This window comes from Agrobacterium sp. CFBP2214, assembly GCF_030209895.1.
Classification (GTDB): domain Bacteria; phylum Pseudomonadota; class Alphaproteobacteria; order Rhizobiales; family Rhizobiaceae; genus Agrobacterium; species Agrobacterium radiobacter.
On record NZ_JARVRC010000011.1, the window covers coordinates 74,272 to 91,926 of the forward strand.

Below are 17,655 nucleotides of genomic sequence, written 5' to 3' on the forward strand. Positions count from 1 at the left end.
CCGCGCCGTGATCGTCCTCCGCACAAGACCTGCCTTGACAACCTGACCACCGGCCGGAACGTCGCGAGCGTAAAAGCGTTGCAGACTAAAGGACATGACGATGGCTCTTTCAGGGACAGTGCTGCATGAAGATACGCGCCGGGTTCGATATTGCCTATGAATGCGAAAATGAGACGGCGATGCTGCTGGTTCTCAACATCCATCCCGACCGGCGCGCGGATTTGCTCACCGAACAGGTCCTGACTTTCGACCGGCCGATCAAGGCCTGGGGATATCTGGACATCTTCGGCAATGCCTGCAGCCGCATATCCGCACCGCCCGGACTGACGACGATCTCCACGCGCTTCGACATATATGACGGCGGCCTGCCGGATCCCGTTCCTGAAAACGCCTTCCAGCACGATATCAAGGATTTACCGGACGATGTTCTGGTGTTCCTGCTGGGCAGCCGCTACTGCGACACCGACCGGTTGGCGGACTTTGCCTGGAAAAACTTCTCCGCTACACCACTCGGCTGGCCCCGTGTTCAGGCGATCGTCGATTTCGTCCATTCCCGTATTGTCTTCAACTACGAGAAAGCCGATCCGCTGAGGACGGCTTTCGGCGGGTTCAATGACAGGACGGGCGTCTGCCGCGATTTCGCGCATCTTGCCATCACCCTCTGCCGCTGCATGAATATCCCGGCCCGCTATTGCACCGGTTATCTCGGTGATATCGGCGTGCCCAAAGACTCCAACCCGATGGATTTCAGCGCCTGGTGCGAAGTCTATCTCAGCGGCCGCTGGTATACGGTCGATGCCCGTCACAACACGCCCCGCATCGGACGCATATTGATGGCGACAGGACGTGATGCCACAGACGTCGCGCTGTCCACCGCATTTGGACCGGCTATACTTAAGCGGTTCGAGGTGATCACAGACGAACTGGTTGGATAACGACCAATACGGGGGAATCGCAACGTTTTCGCTTTGACCTCGACAGACGCGACCTGAATGACCTCGGGAGCCGACCCGTATCTCGACTTGTTCTGCCGGGGAAAGACGATGAATTCTTCGGCGGGAAGCGGTCTGGAAAAGAGCCAGCCCTGACCGAAGTCGATACTATGTTCCCGCAGATAGACCGCCCGCTCTTCCTTCTCGATACCTTCCGCAACGGAAAACAGCCCAAGCTCGCGCACCATCAGGACGCTATGGCCGCTCTGTCGGTATGGTCAGGGTCGTACGACGTCAAACGGACTATTCTTCACTTTGTCGGCGGGGCGAAATATTTCTATTCAGACGGGAAAACACGAATGAGGATCAAGAATTCGAAGGTCATCATAGGAACCGGCTTGCCGTTGCTGCCCTGCTTTGGTGGAACCTGCAAGACGATCTCGCGCACGCAGAGCGGCTTTGAAGAACAATGCCGGTCTGGACAGAAGCCAATATCGAGACCTTCGCACAGGGAGCTGAGAGCACGGCGCATCTATGGGGCCTTGGCGAAGCGTTCCAATTTGCCCAGCGTTTGCTGACCCAGTTCCACGGCACCGAAGCCCTTCGCTTGCTGGAACTCGGCCTCCGTGCTGAACACCATGCCCAGCACGACTTTCGTCGCGCCGTCCTGATCTTCGAAGGAGGCCCAGGCGTCGGCATGTTTCGACCCGTTCTCGCCCCATAGCAGCGTATAGCCGATCCTCTCTTCGGGCCGGACCTCGACATAACGATGATGGTTCGGGAAGACTGTGCCGTCAGGACCGATCATGTCAAAAAGCCATTCCCCGCCGGTTCGCAGATCAATCCTCTTCGTGCGGCAGGAAAACCCTTCGGGTCCCCACCATTGCGGCAGCGTCTTTTCGTTCATCCAGGCTTTCCAGACAATGTTTCGCGGCACCTTTATCGTTCGCTCCAGCACCATGGTCCGCCCGGCCACGTTCGCCAGATTGTTGAGACCGGCGCTGAAACCTTGTTGATAGCCATCGCGCATATCATCGGCCAGGGAGGAAAGCTGCACCGTTACAGTCAAGCGGCTACGCTCTTCCGTGGCCTGAAAATCGGCAGTCACCAGCGCTGCCGATTGCGTTACGCCGCCGGATGAGACCACCTCGTAATTCACGCTGCGGCGGGTTGGCTGCAGTTCCAGCCAGCCGCATTCACAGCGCATATCCGGCTGGCCGGCAACCTTGCAGAGCGAAACCTCTCGACCGCCCAGCCTGCTGTCCGCCTCCAGAAATTCCAAGGTAACCGAGGGCGCGGGAGAGGCCCAGACCGCCCGGGCAGCAGGTGACAGCCAGACCTGCCAGAGCGCCGATAACGGAACGGCAATCTCCCGTTCGAAGCTGAGCGTCGCAAAACGCTCTTGTGGCAGATGTGGTTCAGCGCGTGCGCTCTGTTGACCGGGTTTCGTTGTCATTCCGAATCCTCCTTCATGGTCTGCATTGCAAATGCCTCCAGCCGGTCAAGCCGGCTCTCCCACACGGCCCGTTGCTCATCGAGCCATGTTCTGACCGGCTCCAGCGCTTCGGGCACGATGGCGCAGGTGCGCACCCGCCCATCCTTGGACGTGATGATCAGCCCCGCCTCCTCCAGCACGGAAAGATGCCGCATCACCGTGGGCAGACGCAGCCCCGTGGGCGCGGACAACTCCATCACCGGTGCCGGCCCGCCGCCGAGGCGCGCCAGAATCGCCCGCCGCGTTGGATCGGCCAGAGCCTGGAAGATCAATGAAAGTTCCTGATGATGCTTAGTCATGTTGCTAACTATCATGTTCCACCATGACCGAGCAAGGAAAACTTAGCACATTAACTAGGTTTCATCGGGAGGAATTGCCCTGGGATGAAATACCGATGCGTCGCCCGGCCGTTTCGTTCGGGTAACCGAGCCATTCCCCTTCATGCGCATGGCGTTCGGCAACGGGCGGCAGATGCGACTGCTGGGCTGGAAACAAGCCATCAAAAGTTGCAAAAAAAGATTGACTCTCGCAGCTGCCTGAGTGAGCTTCGCCGGGAAAAGACGGGGAAAAATCAAATCATCATGTCACCGGAACGCTTTAATCAATGCCTGCGGGTGATCCGCTGGACGCCGATCAATATTGCGTCCGCGCTGCAATGCGAACTTTCATGGATTGAGGCGCTGGAAGCGGGCAACGAGGAGGTTCCCGCTGGCCTGGCGACATGGCTTGAGACGCTGGCGCAAGCCCATGAGGCTCTTCCGCCTCCGTCTACCTACAGAGGAAAACGGTCGACATTCTGATGCGACCGGCAGCTTTCAGCCTTCACCAACGATTGGATTATCCAAAATGAAATATGTCATAGCAGCGCTTGGCCTGATCGCCTTCTCAAGCCCCGTCCTCGCCGCATCCTGCGAGAAGAACTTCACTGTCTCAGGTGTACCGATGGTGACGGCTGTCTCTTACAAGTCCTGGCAGGAACTGCCCAAGGCGAAAGCGCCCGCCGTGCTTCAAAAGCTCGCGCAGGCCGTGGCGGCGGAAGGTTTTTCAGGCATCCAGATCAACAAGGCGCTGTCTTCCATCGATGCGCACCAGGAGACCAGCGGCAGCGGCAGAATTCAGACACTGCGGGTCGTGGCCCGGCAGAAAGGCGCTGCGGTACGGATTGATGCTGTCTTCAACATTCAGGCAGGACAGATCGCGGACAAGAACGTTATTCGCGAGGGCATCTGCAATATCATCAATGGTGCGTGACGCACGGTGAACAAACTGCCCCTTCGCAGTCTCGATGCCGGCGCACGCTGGCATCGAGAAGCAGGCGGCTGTACGGGTGCGGAGCATCTGTGGCGGAGCGACCGTGCCGGCTGGCGCGGCGCAGGCATATGCGGATTCATGCCGTTGATGGCGATGCTTGTGGTATAGCGGGCAACCCCGGAATCTGCGATGGGTGCAGACAGGGATAGTGTCCGCAGCCGGAAGCAGACTGCGAATCGACGGGGAAAACATGCCGATCTATGAACTGGCTGCAGTGGGCGCCGCGACGTGCTGGGCGATAACCGGGCTTCTTGCCGCGGGCCCGGCGGGGCGGCTCGGAGCGCTCGCCTTCAACAGGACGCGGCAGCTTTTTGTCGCCGCTCTGCTCGGGGTCTATGTGTTCGCGTCAGGCTCCTGGCGGGAGCTTCAGCCAGAGGCGCTGTCGTCACTTCTTCTTTCCGGCTTCATCGGCATTTTTGTTGGCGACACGCTTCTCTTCACCTGCCTCAACCGGCTGGGGCCGCGCCGTTCGGGAATCCTGTTTGCGCTGAATGCCCCGATCGCCGCACTGCTGGCATGGGCGGTGCTTGGCGAGCAGCTTCCCGCGAGCGCCATTACCGGCATAGGCCTGACACTCAGCGGCGTGCTGCTGGCAATCCTCTTCGGCAAGCGCAAGGCGCAGCTGCATGAGTGGGAGAGCGTGAAGGGGTCGCTCTGGCTCGGCGTGCTCTTCGGCCTTCTGGCCGCGCTCAGCCAGGCGGTCGGCTCGCTCATCGCAAGGCCCGTGATGGCGACCGGGATCGATCCTCTTGCCGCTTCGATGCTGCGTGTCGGGGTGGCCGCCCTTTGCCTGACGGCGCTAACCATGCTGCCGATCGAGGCTGTCAGGCCCAGAGGCCCGATGACCAGAAGCCTGTTTCTCCAGACGGCGTTCACGGGCATCATCGCCCTGGCTTTCGGCATGACGCTGCTTCTCTTTGCCCTTTCCGGCGGCAAGGTCGGCATTGTCTCGACACTGTCGGCAACGACGCCGGTGATTATCCTGCCATTGCTGTGGCTGAGAACACGGGAAGTGCCGGCACCCGGCGCATGGGCCGGCGCCGCACTTGTCGTGGCGGGTATGGCGCTCATGTTCTGGAGATAACGTCAACCCGATGGAGAAGGGGGGCGGAAACGCCTCATCCGCGTCGAGACTTTTCACACCAGGATTCAGACAGCGCTGCCCCCTTGCTAAGCAACTTTTGCGTGCTTAAAAGGCGGCTAATATCAGTTCGTTAGAGAGGACCAACTTCGTGGAACAGGAAAACATCCAGACCGGCAAGGGTCGGCGCCGGGCGCTTTGGGCGGCGGTTGCAATTATTGCCGTTGCTGCCGCAGGCGTCATCGGCGGCAAGACCTTCTACGAAGCAAAGGTCAAGGAACTCGTTGCCCGCAGCGGCGCGACCGCCACTTCCATCGAGGTCGATTTTCTCGGGAAAATTCATGTTCGCGATCTGACGCTGCCGCTTGAAGACGGCAAGAATATCAAGATCGCGGCTATCGACGGACGTCCGAAACTTCCGTTTCTGGACGGCGCGCTTGACATGACGACCATCGATATCGATGTGCCCACCGGAAAGATTTCGATGGCGCAGGCCCGCGTCGAGAATGCCGCTTTCGAAAAGCCGGGACAGCCGGAAGAAAACGGTAACTCCCTGCCCCGGCGCATCGAGCGCTTCGCAGCCGCGCGCATTTCCACGCCCGAGGTGACGTTTACCCAGTCCGTCGCGACCACCGAGCAGAAGACCGTTTACAAGAACCTGGCTCTCTCCGAGATTGCCGGCGGTCGCATCGCCAGCTATTCGATCGACAGTGGCGGCTACGACATCAAGATGCAGCTTCCCGACAGCGATGGCGCGATGAAGGACAAGCATATGGTCGTCTCGACCGGCGCAATCGCCGGCCAGGTCATCGATATCGCTTATCTCGCCCGGCTCTATACGGAAAAGGCAGGCCCCGAAGACAAGGAGGCAAAACCTCTCTACGGGCCGCTCTCCGTCAAGACGGTTTCATTCTCTGACGGAGATGGTCATTTCAGCTACGATGAAATCCGCAGCGACGGCTTTACCGCCCGTATGCCATCAGAGCCGCTGCTGGATACCCTGAAAGCGCTAACGGCGACCCAAAATCCCGACGAGCTTTCTCCGCAGGCGCGCCAGGCGCTTTTCGCAAAGGCCATTTCCATTCTCGACATGATCGGCAAAAGCAACATGCAGCTAATCGGCATGAAGGTCGATGCGCCGGATGAAAAAGAAGGGGCTGCGGGCAAAAGGGTCAAGGTTGCCATCGACCGCATCGACATGCAGATGGACAGCCGCAAGCTCGACTTCGGCTTGAATGGCATGTCGATCGGAGACGGCGACGGCAAGATCGAAGTCGCGGAAGCAAGCCTCAATGGCTTTGACTGGAGTTCGACGATCAAGGGAATTTCCGAGATCATCGCGCTCGACGAGACGCAGATCGAGACCTTTCAGTTTAACCGCCTCATACCGGAACTTGGCCGGGTGCGCGTCGGCGGCATCAACGTCGACATAGCCGCGCCGGAAAAGCCGGAGGAAGAAACGACGGGAACGCCTGAGCGTATCAAGTTCTCACTCAAGAATTTCGAGATGGGGCTGACCAAGCCCTTCAACGGCATCCCCACCGATATCGAGATCAAGCAGGACGAGCTCACGCTTCCGATCCCCGCCGACTCGGAGGAGGAAGTTTTCGTCGAAGCCCGCAAACTGGGTCTCGAGACACTGGCCTTCTCTTACGGCCTCGCCGCAGGCTGGGACGAACCGAACAGCAATCTGGTGATCCGTGACATCTCGCTCAGCAGCAAGGATTTCGGCAGCGTCAATTTTGCCGGTCTGGTAAGCGGCTTTACCGAAGAGTTCTTCTCTTTTGACGTCAATCGCGCGCAGGCGGCGCTCTTCGGGCTCGCCGGCCGCGAGGTGAAGCTCACGATCAAGGACGAAGGTTTGATGGCCAAGGCGATCAAGCTTTATGCCCTGCAGAACGATATGACGGAAGATCAGGTGCGCGCGACTCTGACACTGGTGGCGGGCATGATGCTGCCGCAGGTGGCAGCTGAACAGCCGAAGCTGCAAAACGCGGTGGAAGCGCTCGTCCAGTTCATCAGCAAACCTGGAACCTTGACGGTAACGGTCAAATCCACGGGCGCAAATGGCCTCGGTATTTTTGACCTGGTTTCCGCTTCCGACAATCCGATGGGTCTGCTCGACAAGGTCGATATTCAGGCGACGGCCGAATAAACCGGCCACTTCTCCGGCAGTCTTAAGCTTGGTTTTCCGAGTTTGAGACCGCCGGAACTGATATTCTCATGAGATTATGACCTGAACCTCTGATAAGCCCACCCTCCCGTGGCCAGGGCCATGAGGAGCATCAACATGAAAACCGAGCAACTCACTTTCGGCCCCGGCGGGCAGGTTCCCAACAATCAGACCTTTGCCGTCGTCGTTTATCGAAATGTCGGCACAGACTTTCATTCCGCGGATTTCGAAGCGATATTTTCCCGCAACGGATGGAGCGGCATCTGGCGCAATGGCGTGTTCGACTACCACCACTACCACAGCGGCGCACACGAGGTTCTGGGCGTGGGGCGTGGTGAGGCGACATTGCAGATTGGCGGGCCGGAGGGGAAAATTCTTGACGTGACCCGGGGTGACTGCCTGATACTGCCCGCCGGAACCGGCCATATGAAGCTGAGATCTTCTGCGGATTTTCAAGTGGTAGGTGCTTATCCGCCCGGGCAAAAGGCCGATATTCAGACCTCTGCACCAAGCGCGGAAATGCTTGAGCGGATAAGGTCCCTGCCGAAACCTGAGACAGACCCAGTGCATGGCACCGCAGGCGGCCTGATGGAAATATGGCGCTGAAGGCCAGCCCGCCGATCTACCCTTACACCCCGCAGGCATGCGCTTTCAGCCCAGGATTTTGCGCAAGGGCTGCGTGCCGTAGCTAATGCAGCCACTCGCAACTATAAGCGAGGACCGGCTCGGCAAAGCCCTTCAGCCTGTAACGATCGCCATGCACGAGCACATCAGCGCCGCCATATTCCTGGAAGGTCTTGTCCGATATCAGGATCTGATCGCTCTCAGCAGCAGCGCAAAGCCTTGCTGCCAATTGCACCGTCGTGCCGAAGAAGTCATTGCTGTCTTCCACCGGCTCCCCACAATCCAGCCCGATGCGGATGTGAATGGGCTCCCCTTTGTCGCTGTTGTAACGATGGAACTCGCGCTGGATATCAATGGCGCAGTCCACGGCAAACGGCGCGGAGGAGAATACGGCCATTATGCCATCACCGGTATGCTTGACCTCCCGTCCCGATCGTCGCCCCAGACAACCACGAACGAGGGCATCATGCGCACGGATGAGTTCCGCCGCCATGCGATCACCGAGGCGGGCCGTCATCTCGGTTGAACCGACAATATCAGTGAAAAGGATCGCGCGGTGGCCGGCGTCCATATCTTTCGAGACAGCCCCAACAGCCACCGGATCCTGTATGCGCCCGAGAAACGCTTCCACCGCCGACAGCGCGACTTCCACCACTTCACTGGCGACAAACCCGTGCGCTTCGCGATGCACGCACTGCGCGGTTGCGGCGTCCGGGGCATCCATAAGGCAAAAGGCCGTGCCGCGTCTTTCATCAAACCAGTAGGTCAAGAACCTGACGCCATACTGATCCTGGATGTTGAGATCTTTAAGGTGTGCCGCAGCAATATCCGCGGCGGAAACGCCGGCAAGCTCGTGCCGGTCCATGAAGATAGGCATTGTTTCCTCCCAAGAGTATTTCGTTGCCTCCTCTGCCAGCCATTTTATGACGTCACCGCATGGTCGTCTATCGTTCTTACGGGTGACACCGGACAAGACGGGAACACCGGAAAGGGCGATATCCATTCTCGCTAGAATTTCGGGGCCACTGACGGCCTCTTACCGGCGCTTGACCATACGCCGAAGCAGGGAGCCGGATCGGGCCTTGCGGGGAATGAGGAGGATGTCGCTGACCAGCTTTGCGCCGCCTTCCCGACGTTCCAGCGTTATCTTTCGGCTATGGAAAGCCTCGAGCTCGGCACGATGCGCCACGCTGATGATCGTGGCGTCTGGCAATTCGTCAATCACCGTCTGCATCATCCTGTCCTGGCTTTTTTCGTCGAGAGCTGCGGTCGCTTCGTCCATGACGATGATGTCAGGATTATTCAGCAACAGGCGGGCAAAGGTCAGCCGCTGTTTTTCACCGCCTGACAGCGTCTGGTCCCACGGCGCTTCCTCTTCCACCTTGTCCTTGAGATGGCCAAGACCGACCTTGTCGAGAGCCTCCCCTATTTCTTCGAAAGTCCAGCTCTCGGCCGCCTGCGGATAGCAGACCGCCCGGCGAAGGGTGCCGGAGGGAATATATGGCCGCTGCGGCAACATGAAAAGCCGGCTGCCGGCGCGAAAACTGACGCTGCCCCCGCCCCATGGCCACAGGCCCGCAATTGCCCGAACAAGCGTGCTTTTGCCGGATCCGGATTCACCTGCGACGAGCACTCTTTCTCCGCGCCCGATTTCGACATCGGTCTCCTTGACGACGGCCGTACCGTCGCCGAGCGACACCGAAACATCCTTGAGGCTGAGCATGGTCTCGCCTTCCGTTTCACCACGGACGATCCGGCCAAGCTTTTCGCTCTGTTCGGCCCGCTCTAGCCCGTCAAGCGACATCATCAGGGAGGCAACGCGGCGTGCGCAGGCGTTCCAATCCGCCAGCCGGGGATAGTTGTCGACCAGCCAGCCGAAGGCGGATTGAACGATGGTGAAAGCGGATGCCGCCTGCATGACCTGACCGAGGGACATGCTGCCGTCGAGAAACTTGGGCGCGCAGAGAAGAAGCGGAACAACCGGCGCAATCAACATCGATCCATGCGACACGACAGTGGTGCGCATATATTGCTGCGCCATCTGCTTCCACTGCTGCCGGACATTGCGGAATCTGTTGTCGAGGTCGCTTCGCTCCTCCTCTTCGCCGCCAAGCAGGGCGATGCTTTCCCCGTTTTCCCGGACGCGGGTCAGCGTGTAGCGGAATTCCGCCTCCAGCTGGTTCTTGACCTCGGAGACCCTGACGAAGTTCCGGCCGATCAACGCGATGGAACTCGATGTGATGAGCGCATAGATCACCGCCGCAATCACGAGAAAGCCGGGTATCGTCATCGATGCCCCGCCGATCGGCAGCGTCAGGGCGCCGCCGATCGTCCACAGGACGACGATAAAGGTAGACGCCGACACGAAGGCGGCAATGACGCCCGCCACGAAATCCACGGGTGCTTCGGTGGCGATACGCATATCCTCCGACAGCCTCGCCTCCGGATTCTGATGGTCACCATCGATCAGGTTGAGCTGGTAATAGCGGCCATGTGCAATCCATCGGGAGACCAGCACCTTGGTCAACCAGGAGCGCCAGCGCCGCTGGATGCGCATTCTGACGTAGACCTGTGACGTCACGATCATAACGCTTCCGAGAACCAGCGGCGGGAATATCGAAGCGAGAAAATAAACCGTGGATGCATCCCGTTTTTCAATCGCGTCAAAAATCCCGCGATTCCAGACGTTGATGCCATATTGGAAACCGACATTTATGCCGATCATCGCCAGGAGCCCGATCGAGAACGGCCATGCCAACGCATCGCCACGGCGGCTCCAGAACCCTCGCGCGCTGATCCAGAAGCGTTTCAGAAGATATTTCTTGCGGGCCTCTGCGGCCTCTTCCGGTGTCAAATCCGAAGCAGGTTCCATTTCCTCCGGCGGGAGGGGATCATCGTTAGCATGAACATTCTCTGCACCATTCTGGCCGGTGCCATCGACTGGTTTCGGTTTTGCGTCAGCATCGGTCATGGATGCTTAAACGGATGGCGGTTTGAAAGGTTGCCGGTCCAGAATGATTTGCCTTTGGCCCAAGGCGGCCGTGCTCGCGACCTCTGGTTTTTCCCCACTTCAGCAGATAACCAAATCCCGGTCCGGGCAGAGCGCCGGCAATTACCCGCTCCGTGAGACCTGGCGGGCTTTCATCGGGATCGTGCCCGGTGACTGCGTCGTGATATTGACCGCAGCACCGGGACGCCTGATCGATCGCAGCCGTATCACCGTCTCAGGATACTGGAAGAACGGCGAGACGGATTTCCGTGGCGCCGAAGGCGATGAGCGGTGCCCTGCCAATGAACCCCGACTGAATAGTGCCTTCAGCTTCCGTTCCGGCGGGACCGTCTAAAACAAAGACGTTCAACCGCGGTCTTATCCGCCTGAGGAGACACAGTCATGATCCGGAAGTCTTTCATTGCAAGTGCACTCGTCACTCTCGTCGGCATCGCTGCCGCGGCGCCCGCCATGGCCAATGATGTGCGCATCGAACAATATGGCTGGTCCAACTCTGCCGGTGGTGCACAGGAAGGGTATGGCAACCGGATCCGCACCTACCAGAACGGCGGCTACAACCGGATTGCCGGTCACCAGTATGGCCGGCATAACCTTTCTGCTGTCGGCCAGGAAGGGCATGACAATTACGGCTCCACTTATCAGAACGGCAGCCGCAATGTGGCCGGCATCGGCCAGTTCGGTTCCAACCACACCACCATCCTGACGCAGGATGGCAACGGCAATATCGCGGCCGGTGTGCAGGTGGGCCGCGGCTGCAGCGCCAATGTGAGCCAGGGCGGCAACGACAATGTTGCGGCCTTCGTGCAGGCCTGCCCTTAAGCGGCGGGGCGACGTGAAACCGGTCGGGATCGAAACATCAGGTCATCAGGGAGACTAGCCATGCCCCATAGCGTCAGACGTCCGCACCGCCTAGCGGCGATCCTTGCACTGGCGCTGCTTCCCGCCGGCGCCGTTGCGGCCATATCGACAGCAAGGGAACCGGCAGAGGGAAAGGTCTGCGAGATCAAGGCGACGCCGCAGGCGGGCATGGTGAGGCTGGAGGCCTTTGCCAGGGGCGAAACGTCTGCCGGCGGGACCTATGCCTTTCACGTCGAAAAGTCGGGAAGCGGCGGACGTTCAGTCATCAATCAGGGCGGCGACTTTGATGCCGCCGCCGGACGTTCGCAACTGCTGAGCGCGGTGACGCTGGACGCCAAGGGAGCCCGTTACAAGGCCGTGCTCGATATGATGATCGATGGCAGGAGTTTCAGCTGCACGAAGCAGGTTGGCGGCGACTAAGCCGCGGCATGTTTGTGAATTATTCACATAGAGGGCGCCAGTTCGGGCGCCCTTTTCTTTTGATCGCGCCGAACGACTGAACGACATGTGAATGGGCAATTCCGGTCGGGTTCAGTTGCGGGATGCGATTATCGATCATCGGCAAGGCGCTGACAGATGGAGATCAGAATGACCCGCAACATATTGAAACTTCTTACCGTTACCCTGCTTGTTGGTGGCCTGACACCCATTGGATTTGCCGCACCCGCCCATGCCGGCGGCCGCATCTCCTTCGACCTCGCACCCGGCAATGCCGCCGATGGTGACCTTCTTTCGACAGGTCTTCGCGCCTATTCGCTCTACCGTGGCCTGAAAGATGCCGATATCCGCCAGCTTGGCCGTGGCAACGCCGCCGGCATCGCCCAGAACGGCGGCGGCAATCTCGGCTTTATCCGGCAACGCGGCGTCGGCCATTCCGCGACGCTGCAGCAGAATGGCAACAACAATGCCTATGGCATCTTCCAGTACGGCCGCAACACGGAAACCAATGTGGTGCAGGATGGGAATAACGGCAGCGGGCTGACCTTCAGTTATGGCTGGTAAGGAAAGCGGAGTCCGATCATGGGTCGATCGGAAAGGCGAATCCCGCCTTCACGCGGTCCATGACGACCATCGTCTTGAACCCCTTGATGTCATGGTTCTCGTAAAAGAACCGGCGGGTGAAGGCTTCATAATCTTCCATATCCTTGGCCGTGATCACCAGGATGAAGTCGGCATCACCAGTCACATAATAACCGATCATGACCTCCCGGGTGGCGCGAATGGCGGCCTTGAAGCGATCGACAATATCGGCCCTTTCTCGCTCCAGCGAGACGAGAACGATCATGGTGATGCCACGCCCGACGGCCTTGGGCGAAATAATTGCCACGTCGGCTTCGATCACCCCCTCATCACGAAGGCGCTTTAACCGACGCTGGCACGCGGTTGGTGACAGGTTGACGATTTTGGCCAGCTCTTCCGATGTCAGGCGATTGTTTTTCTGCACGGCGTCAAGCAGCGCTCGGTCGGCTCGGTCAATCTGATTCATGCGGAATCCCTGCATTTTATATGAAACTAAGCATTATTCCTGCGTCAAAGCGCGCTTAAACGCTGCCGGTCAATCATGCAGCGCAGTTAAGCTTCTGACAAATAAAAAGGGAATCTGCTCATGAAAGCTATCGCCAGCGCAGCGCTGAAAAATCTTCAACGACCGGAGCTGATCGAGCATCGTGCCTTTCTGGGCGGACAATGGGTGGCGCGCCAGGAGACGCTGGGCGTTGTCGATCCGGCAAGTGGCGATCATCTGCTTGATGTGTCCTCCTGCACAATTGAAGATGTCGATACCGCAGTGGAAGCAGCCGGCAGCGCCTTTCTGGCGTGGCGGGACATGCTGCCCGTCGAACGCGGCGATATTCTGCGCGCATGGGGCCGCCTGATGCGCGACAATCTCCGTGACCTCGCCACCATCATCAGCGCAGAACAGGGAAAGCCGCTTTCGGAATCGCTCGGCGAAATTTCCTACGCCACCGGTTTTCTCGACTGGTTTGCGAGCGAGGGCGAGAGATCCTATGGCGAAACAATTCCGAGCCACCTTAAAGGCGGCAATCTTTCCGTGCGGATGCAGCCGATCGGCGTCACGGTGGCCATCACACCGTGGAATTTCCCCTCAGCCATGATCACCCGCAAAGCGGGCGCGGCGCTTGCTGCCGGCTGCACGATGATCGTCAAACCGGCACCCGAAACACCGCTTTCGGCGCTGGCCCTGGCAAGGCTGGCGCAGGAAGCGGGCATGCCGGCAGGCGTGTTGCAGGTTCTGCCCGGTGAAGCCGCGCCGCTTGCTCGTCGGCTGCTGGAACACACGCAGGTGCGGGCTTTTTCCTTCACCGGCTCCACCGAGGTTGGACGCCTGCTCCTCACGCAATCGGCGGCGACCATCAAGAAAGCCTCGCTGGAACTCGGCGGTCATGCGCCCTTCATCGTCTTCGGCGATGCGGATCTCGCTCAAGCCGTGCAGGGCTGCCTTGCCGCCAAATTCGCCACATCGGGACAGGACTGCCTCGCGGCAAACCGCATCTATGTTCAACGCGGGGTTTATGACCGTTTCATTGATCGCTTTGCCAGCGCAACCGCCAAACTGACGGTTGGCCATGGGCTTGAACCGGGTATCGACATCGGCCCGATGACGCGGCCGTCCGTCGCCGAAAAGTGCCGAAAGCAGATCGCGCAGGCTCAGTCTGCCGGCGCGCGCCTCGTCTGCGGCGGACAGGACAGTCCGCTCGGCGGCAATTTCGTCACGCCCGCCGTGCTCGCCGACGTGACTGACGACATGCTGATCGCCCGCGAAGAAACTTTCGGTCCGGTCGCCGCCATATTGCCCTTCGATGACGAGCAGGAGGTGATCCGGCGCGCCAATGCGACGGAGATGGGGCTTGCGGCCTACGTCTACACCAACGATCTCGGCCGGGCGATGCGCCTGACCGACCAGCTCGAATACGGCATGGTGGCAGTCAACACACCGAAATTCACCGGTGCGCCCATTCCATTCGGGGGCTGGAAACAATCAGGCCTCGGCCGCGAGGGCGCGCGCCACGGCCTCATGGAATATCTCGAACCCAAATATGTCTGCTTCGGCAATCTGGCTGCATGAAAGGAACTCGCCTATGACCATCGACATCAAGACTATCTCGGAAATGGATCGAAATGCGGTTCTGCATCCCTTTACGCAGTTGAAGGATTTCGCCAGCGGCAAACTCGGCGAACCGACCATCGTTGAAACCGGCAAGGGCATCCGCATTCAGGACGCCCATGGCAGGCAGCTTATCGATGGCTTTGCGGGGCTTTATTGCGTCAATGTCGGTTATGGCCGCACCGAGGTGGCCGAGGCCATTTCCCGTCAGGCCTACCGGCTTGCCTATTACCATTCCTACGCCGCCCATACGACGGACGAACTGGCCATTCTTTCCGACCGGTTGGTGAAGATGGCGCCCGGCAAGATGAGCAAGGTGTTTTATGGCATGTCCGGTTCCGATGCCAACGAGACCCAGGCCAAACTCGTCTGGTATTACAACAACCTGCGCGGCAAGCCGCAAAAGAAGAAAATCATCTCCCGCGAACGGGGATATCACGGCTGCAGCGTGGTCTCGGGCTCCATGACCGGCATGAGTTTTTATCATGACCACATGGACCTTCCGCGCGCAGGCATCCTCCATACCGGCGTTCCGCATCACTATTGGGGCGCGGAAGCCGGCGAAACGGAACTCGAATTTTCCAGGCGGCGCGCCGAAGAGCTGGAAGAGCTCATTCTACGCGAAGACCCGGACACGATCGGCGCCTTCATTGCCGAACCGGTCCTTGGCACCGGCGGCATCACGCCGCCACCAGAAGGTTACTGGCCGGCGATACAGGCCGTCCTCAAAAAATACGATGTCCTGCTGATTGCCGATGAGGTCATCACCGGCTTCGGCCGGACCGGCTCCATGTTCGGTTCACAACATTACGGGATCGAGCCAGACCTGATCACGGTCGCCAAAGGGTTGACCTCGGCCTACTTCCCTCTCTCGGGCGCGATTGTCGACGAGAAGGTCTACAAGGTGATGGAGGAAGGGGCGGATCGCGTCGGCGCTTTTTCGCACGGCTACACCTATTCCGGCCACCCGATCGGTGCGGCTGCGGCGAATGCCGTGCTCGACATCGTGGAAAAAGAAAACCTGCCGGGCAATGCGCGGGCCGTCGGCAGCTATTTTCAGGAACAGCTGAAGGCGAAATTCGCGCAGCTTCCAATCGTCGGAGAGGTGCGTGGCGTCGGCCTGATGGGCGCAATCGAATTCGTCGCTGATCGGGAAAAGAAGACCCGTTTTGCCCCTCATCTCACGGTTGGCGCTCGCGTTTCCAAGGCAGCGCGCAACGGCGGTCTCATCGCACGGGCCATGCCACATGGCGACATTCTGGGTTTTGCGCCGCCGCTGGTCACGACCCGGGAAGAGGTGGACGAGATCATTGCCATAGCCGAAGCAGCCGTCCGCAGCGTCATGGATGATCTGGTTCAGGCCGGCGAGAAAATCTGACCCTCAGACGTCGCGTTCAACGGGCGCTAACGCTGCTTATCTGCACGGCAAAGAGATGACAGTTGCGCCTATTTGCGGTGCAATTGTCATCTCCTCTGCATAAGGCTTCATCTTTTTGCAGAAGCGTGCATAATGTCATGAAATTACCCCTCTAAAAACGAGACAATTTCATGCGTCGTCAAGCCAATCCGCTCAGCCCAGATCCGGCGCCATCAACCAGGCCGGTGGCGTGGCGGCCGATGCTGGCCAAGCAGAAGGGTGAAACGAAACATTCCGCGCTGACGGAACGCATCATTGCCGATATCGACGCCGGCGTCCTGAAGCCGATGGATCGCATGCCGACCCACCGGGATCTGGCGCGCGAGCTTGGCCTTTCGGTACAGACCGTCAGCCTGTCCTACAAGGAGGCTGAGCGGCTCGGTTATCTCAGCGGCGAAATCGGCCGCGGCACTTTCGTCAAGGCGCGCGTCACGGATCGTGCCGGCCGCATGATGCTTGATCACAGCCCGACCGAGGTGCTTGATCTCTCCATCATCCGCGGCGTCTATCTGGAGGAACACGAGGCCGCCTCGCGCGCCATCCTTCGTGAGTTGGCCGACGGTGACAATTCAGGCTTCATGCGCCCATGCCGGCCGGTCGCGGGTCTCGACAGCCATCGTGAAACCGCGCGGACATGGCTTGAAATGATGGGCGTGACTGCGAGGGCCGAACGCATCCTTGTCACCAACGGCGCAGCACACGGCATTTTCCTTGCCTTGAGCTGCATTGTCCGCTCGAACGACGTGGTTCTCTGCGAAAACCTCACCGATCACGGCATTATCGGCCTTTCGAACATTCTGGGCTTCAGCCTCAAGGGCCTGCCCACCGACGAGGAGGGCATTCTGCCGGACGCATTGGAGGCTGCCTGCGAAGCAGGCGGCGTCAGGGCTATCGTGCTCATTCCAACGCTCAATAATCCGACCGGACATGTCTCAGGCGCAGAGCGCAGACGGGCCATAGCCGCAGTTGCGGAGCGGCATGGGGTCTTTGTCATCGAAGACGAGGTCTACCGACCGATGATAGAGGATGATCTGCCATCCATCGCGGAAATGCTGCCTGATCTGGGCTTTTTCGTCACCAGCTTTACCAAGACGGTGCTGACCGGGCTGCGCGTCGGTTATCTCGTCGTGCCTCCTGCCTACTCCATCCGCGCCGCCTCGATCCTGCGTGTGTCGAGCTGGAGCGGAACCTATCTGACGGCCGAGATCGCCACCCGCTGGGTGGAAAACGGCACCGCGCGGCGTCTGCTGGACGTGCAGCGCACCGAAGCACGCGCACGGCAAAAGATTGCGACGGAGATATTGGGCGACCACATAGCCTCGACCCATCCCCTCTCCTTTTGCGCCTGGCTCAAGGTTCCCACACGCTGGACAGAGGATGGACTGGTGCGCTCGCTGACAAACCAGAACGTCGCAGTCACCCCTTCGGAACCGTTTGTTGCCGGCCCGGGCCATGGCGGCGGCATCCGCATTTGCCTCGGTGGCCGCCTCAATCATCCCGCCCTTATCAAGGCGTTGACGACCGTGCGCCAGGCCTTCGAGCAATTGCCGCCCGTCTACGATATCGGTTCAATCGGCTGAGGCGGCCGGTTGAAAATCATTGAATCATTACAATATAATAATTGACATGA

Annotated in this window: 17 protein-coding genes; 12 read left to right on the forward strand and 5 right to left on the reverse strand. The window is 59.5% G+C overall.

Translation table 11 applies throughout. The features are described 5' to 3' along the window. Positions 1–125 precede the first annotated feature (125 nt). A complete protein-coding gene (locus QRN60_RS23160) occupies positions 126–935 on the forward strand; it encodes a transglutaminase-like domain-containing protein (RefSeq protein WP_129565030.1) in 810 nt (269 codons plus the stop codon). A 529-nt stretch (positions 936–1,464) separates the two neighbouring features. Here QRN60_RS23160 and QRN60_RS23165 read toward each other — a convergent pair. Then, positions 1,465–2,388 (reverse strand): SRPBCC family protein, encoded by a 924-nt coding sequence (locus QRN60_RS23165; protein WP_060727183.1) that lies wholly within the window; start codon positions 2,386–2,388, stop codon positions 1,465–1,467. After that, the gene (locus QRN60_RS23170) at positions 2,385–2,726 is read right to left on the reverse strand and encodes an ArsR/SmtB family transcription factor (RefSeq protein WP_060727184.1); all 342 of its coding nucleotides are present in this window, start codon (positions 2,724–2,726) and stop codon (positions 2,385–2,387) included. The genes QRN60_RS23165 and QRN60_RS23170 overlap by 4 nt, the downstream gene beginning before the upstream one ends. A gap of 282 nt (positions 2,727–3,008) precedes the next feature. Here QRN60_RS23170 and QRN60_RS23175 point away from each other — a divergent pair, with 282 nt between their 5' ends. The 5 genes from QRN60_RS23175 to QRN60_RS23195 all read left to right on the forward strand — a co-directional run bounded on the left by QRN60_RS23175 (position 3,009) and on the right by QRN60_RS23195 (position 7,598). Next, complete coding sequence (locus tag QRN60_RS23175) at positions 3,009–3,227, forward strand: hypothetical protein (protein ID WP_003505772.1); 219 nt, start codon at positions 3,009–3,011, stop codon at positions 3,225–3,227. 46 nt (positions 3,228–3,273) lie between these two features. Next, positions 3,274–3,678 carry a hypothetical protein gene (locus QRN60_RS23180; RefSeq protein ID WP_020009925.1) on the forward strand — a complete coding sequence of 135 codons (405 nt, stop codon included), beginning with the start codon at positions 3,274–3,276 and terminating at the stop codon, positions 3,676–3,678. Between the two features lie 250 nt (positions 3,679–3,928). Beyond that, the gene (locus QRN60_RS23185; protein WP_060727185.1) at positions 3,929–4,822 is read left to right on the forward strand and encodes a DMT family transporter; all 894 of its coding nucleotides are present in this window, start codon (positions 3,929–3,931) and stop codon (positions 4,820–4,822) included. A gap of 148 nt (positions 4,823–4,970) precedes the next feature. After that, positions 4,971–6,974, forward strand: coding sequence for an aq_1923 C-terminal domain (locus QRN60_RS23190; protein ID WP_111820797.1), 2,004 nt, complete (start codon positions 4,971–4,973; stop codon positions 6,972–6,974). 135 nt (positions 6,975–7,109) lie between these two features. Beyond that, complete coding sequence (locus QRN60_RS23195) at positions 7,110–7,598, forward strand: cupin (RefSeq protein ID WP_111820872.1); 489 nt, start codon at positions 7,110–7,112, stop codon at positions 7,596–7,598. Positions 7,599–7,680: 82 nt separating this feature from the next. Here the strand turns inward: QRN60_RS23195 and QRN60_RS23200 are convergent, their stop codons facing one another. Both QRN60_RS23200 and QRN60_RS23205 read right to left on the reverse strand, forming a co-directional pair. After that, positions 7,681–8,493 carry a nickel-binding protein gene (locus QRN60_RS23200; RefSeq protein ID WP_111784962.1) on the reverse strand — a complete coding sequence of 271 codons (813 nt, stop codon included), beginning with the start codon at positions 8,491–8,493 and terminating at the stop codon, positions 7,681–7,683. Between the two features lie 159 nt (positions 8,494–8,652). Next, positions 8,653–10,587, reverse strand: a complete 1,935-nt coding sequence (locus tag QRN60_RS23205) for an ABC transporter ATP-binding protein/permease (protein WP_129565028.1) — start codon at positions 10,585–10,587, stop codon at positions 8,653–8,655. A gap of 420 nt (positions 10,588–11,007) precedes the next feature. On the opposite strand from QRN60_RS23205, the gene QRN60_RS23210 reads away from it, so the two are divergent. From QRN60_RS23210 to QRN60_RS23220, 3 genes are all read left to right on the forward strand, one after another. Next, complete coding sequence (locus tag QRN60_RS23210; protein ID WP_111784959.1) at positions 11,008–11,445, forward strand: curlin; 438 nt, start codon at positions 11,008–11,010, stop codon at positions 11,443–11,445. A gap of 60 nt (positions 11,446–11,505) precedes the next feature. After that, complete coding sequence (gene csgH / locus QRN60_RS23215; RefSeq protein ID WP_111784958.1) at positions 11,506–11,904, forward strand: curli-like amyloid fiber formation chaperone CsgH; 399 nt, start codon at positions 11,506–11,508, stop codon at positions 11,902–11,904. A gap of 168 nt (positions 11,905–12,072) precedes the next feature. Next, a complete protein-coding gene (locus tag QRN60_RS23220; RefSeq protein ID WP_026363551.1) occupies positions 12,073–12,486 on the forward strand; it encodes a curlin in 414 nt (137 codons plus the stop codon). A gap of 16 nt (positions 12,487–12,502) precedes the next feature. On the opposite strand, the gene QRN60_RS23225 is transcribed toward QRN60_RS23220, so the two are convergent. Continuing rightward, positions 12,503–12,970, reverse strand: coding sequence for an Lrp/AsnC family transcriptional regulator (locus QRN60_RS23225; protein ID WP_020009915.1), 468 nt, complete (start codon positions 12,968–12,970; stop codon positions 12,503–12,505). Positions 12,971–13,090: 120 nt separating this feature from the next. Here QRN60_RS23225 and QRN60_RS23230 point away from each other — a divergent pair, with 120 nt between their 5' ends. The 3 genes from QRN60_RS23230 (at position 13,091) to ehuR (ending at position 17,605) form a co-directional block, all read left to right on the forward strand. Further along, a complete protein-coding gene (locus QRN60_RS23230; protein WP_129567238.1) occupies positions 13,091–14,569 on the forward strand; it encodes an NAD-dependent succinate-semialdehyde dehydrogenase in 1,479 nt (492 codons plus the stop codon). 13 nt (positions 14,570–14,582) lie between these two features. Beyond that, entirely contained in the window at positions 14,583–15,986 is a 1,404-nt protein-coding gene (locus QRN60_RS23235; protein WP_111791416.1) for an aspartate aminotransferase family protein, read from the forward strand. A 170-nt stretch (positions 15,987–16,156) separates the two neighbouring features. Further along, entirely contained in the window at positions 16,157–17,605 is a 1,449-nt protein-coding gene (gene ehuR / locus QRN60_RS23240; RefSeq protein WP_112589804.1) for a MocR-like ectoine utilization transcription factor EhuR, read from the forward strand. Positions 17,606–17,655: the final 50 nt, after the last annotated feature.

What these genes read in the sequence shown, in the direction of transcription:
- QRN60_RS23205 (WP_129565028.1), bottom strand. Translation starts at nt 10,587, where the DNA reads ATGACCGATGCTGACGCAAAACCGAAACCAGTCGATGGCACCGGCCAG.
- QRN60_RS23210 (WP_111784959.1), top strand. Translation starts at nt 11,008, where the DNA reads ATGATCCGGAAGTCTTTCATTGCAAGTGCACTCGTCACTCTCGTCGGC.
- QRN60_RS23185 (WP_060727185.1), top strand. Translation starts at nt 3,929, where the DNA reads ATGCCGATCTATGAACTGGCTGCAGTGGGCGCCGCGACGTGCTGGGCG.
- QRN60_RS23180 (WP_020009925.1), top strand. Translation starts at nt 3,274, where the DNA reads ATGAAATATGTCATAGCAGCGCTTGGCCTGATCGCCTTCTCAAGCCCC.
- QRN60_RS23220 (WP_026363551.1), top strand. Translation starts at nt 12,073, where the DNA reads ATGACCCGCAACATATTGAAACTTCTTACCGTTACCCTGCTTGTTGGT.
- QRN60_RS23160 (WP_129565030.1), top strand. Translation starts at nt 126, where the DNA reads ATGAAGATACGCGCCGGGTTCGATATTGCCTATGAATGCGAAAATGAG.
- QRN60_RS23170 (WP_060727184.1), bottom strand. Translation starts at nt 2,726, where the DNA reads ATGACTAAGCATCATCAGGAACTTTCATTGATCTTCCAGGCTCTGGCC.
- QRN60_RS23175 (WP_003505772.1), top strand. Translation starts at nt 3,009, where the DNA reads ATGTCACCGGAACGCTTTAATCAATGCCTGCGGGTGATCCGCTGGACG.
- QRN60_RS23230 (WP_129567238.1), top strand. Translation starts at nt 13,091, where the DNA reads ATGAAAGCTATCGCCAGCGCAGCGCTGAAAAATCTTCAACGACCGGAG.
- csgH (WP_111784958.1), top strand. Translation starts at nt 11,506, where the DNA reads ATGCCCCATAGCGTCAGACGTCCGCACCGCCTAGCGGCGATCCTTGCA.
- ehuR (WP_112589804.1), top strand. Translation starts at nt 16,157, where the DNA reads ATGCGTCGTCAAGCCAATCCGCTCAGCCCAGATCCGGCGCCATCAACC.
- QRN60_RS23195 (WP_111820872.1), top strand. Translation starts at nt 7,110, where the DNA reads ATGAAAACCGAGCAACTCACTTTCGGCCCCGGCGGGCAGGTTCCCAAC.
- QRN60_RS23200 (WP_111784962.1), bottom strand. Translation starts at nt 8,493, where the DNA reads ATGCCTATCTTCATGGACCGGCACGAGCTTGCCGGCGTTTCCGCCGCG.
- QRN60_RS23225 (WP_020009915.1), bottom strand. Translation starts at nt 12,970, where the DNA reads ATGAATCAGATTGACCGAGCCGACCGAGCGCTGCTTGACGCCGTGCAG.
- QRN60_RS23235 (WP_111791416.1), top strand. Translation starts at nt 14,583, where the DNA reads ATGACCATCGACATCAAGACTATCTCGGAAATGGATCGAAATGCGGTT.
- QRN60_RS23165 (WP_060727183.1), bottom strand. Translation starts at nt 2,388, where the DNA reads ATGACAACGAAACCCGGTCAACAGAGCGCACGCGCTGAACCACATCTG.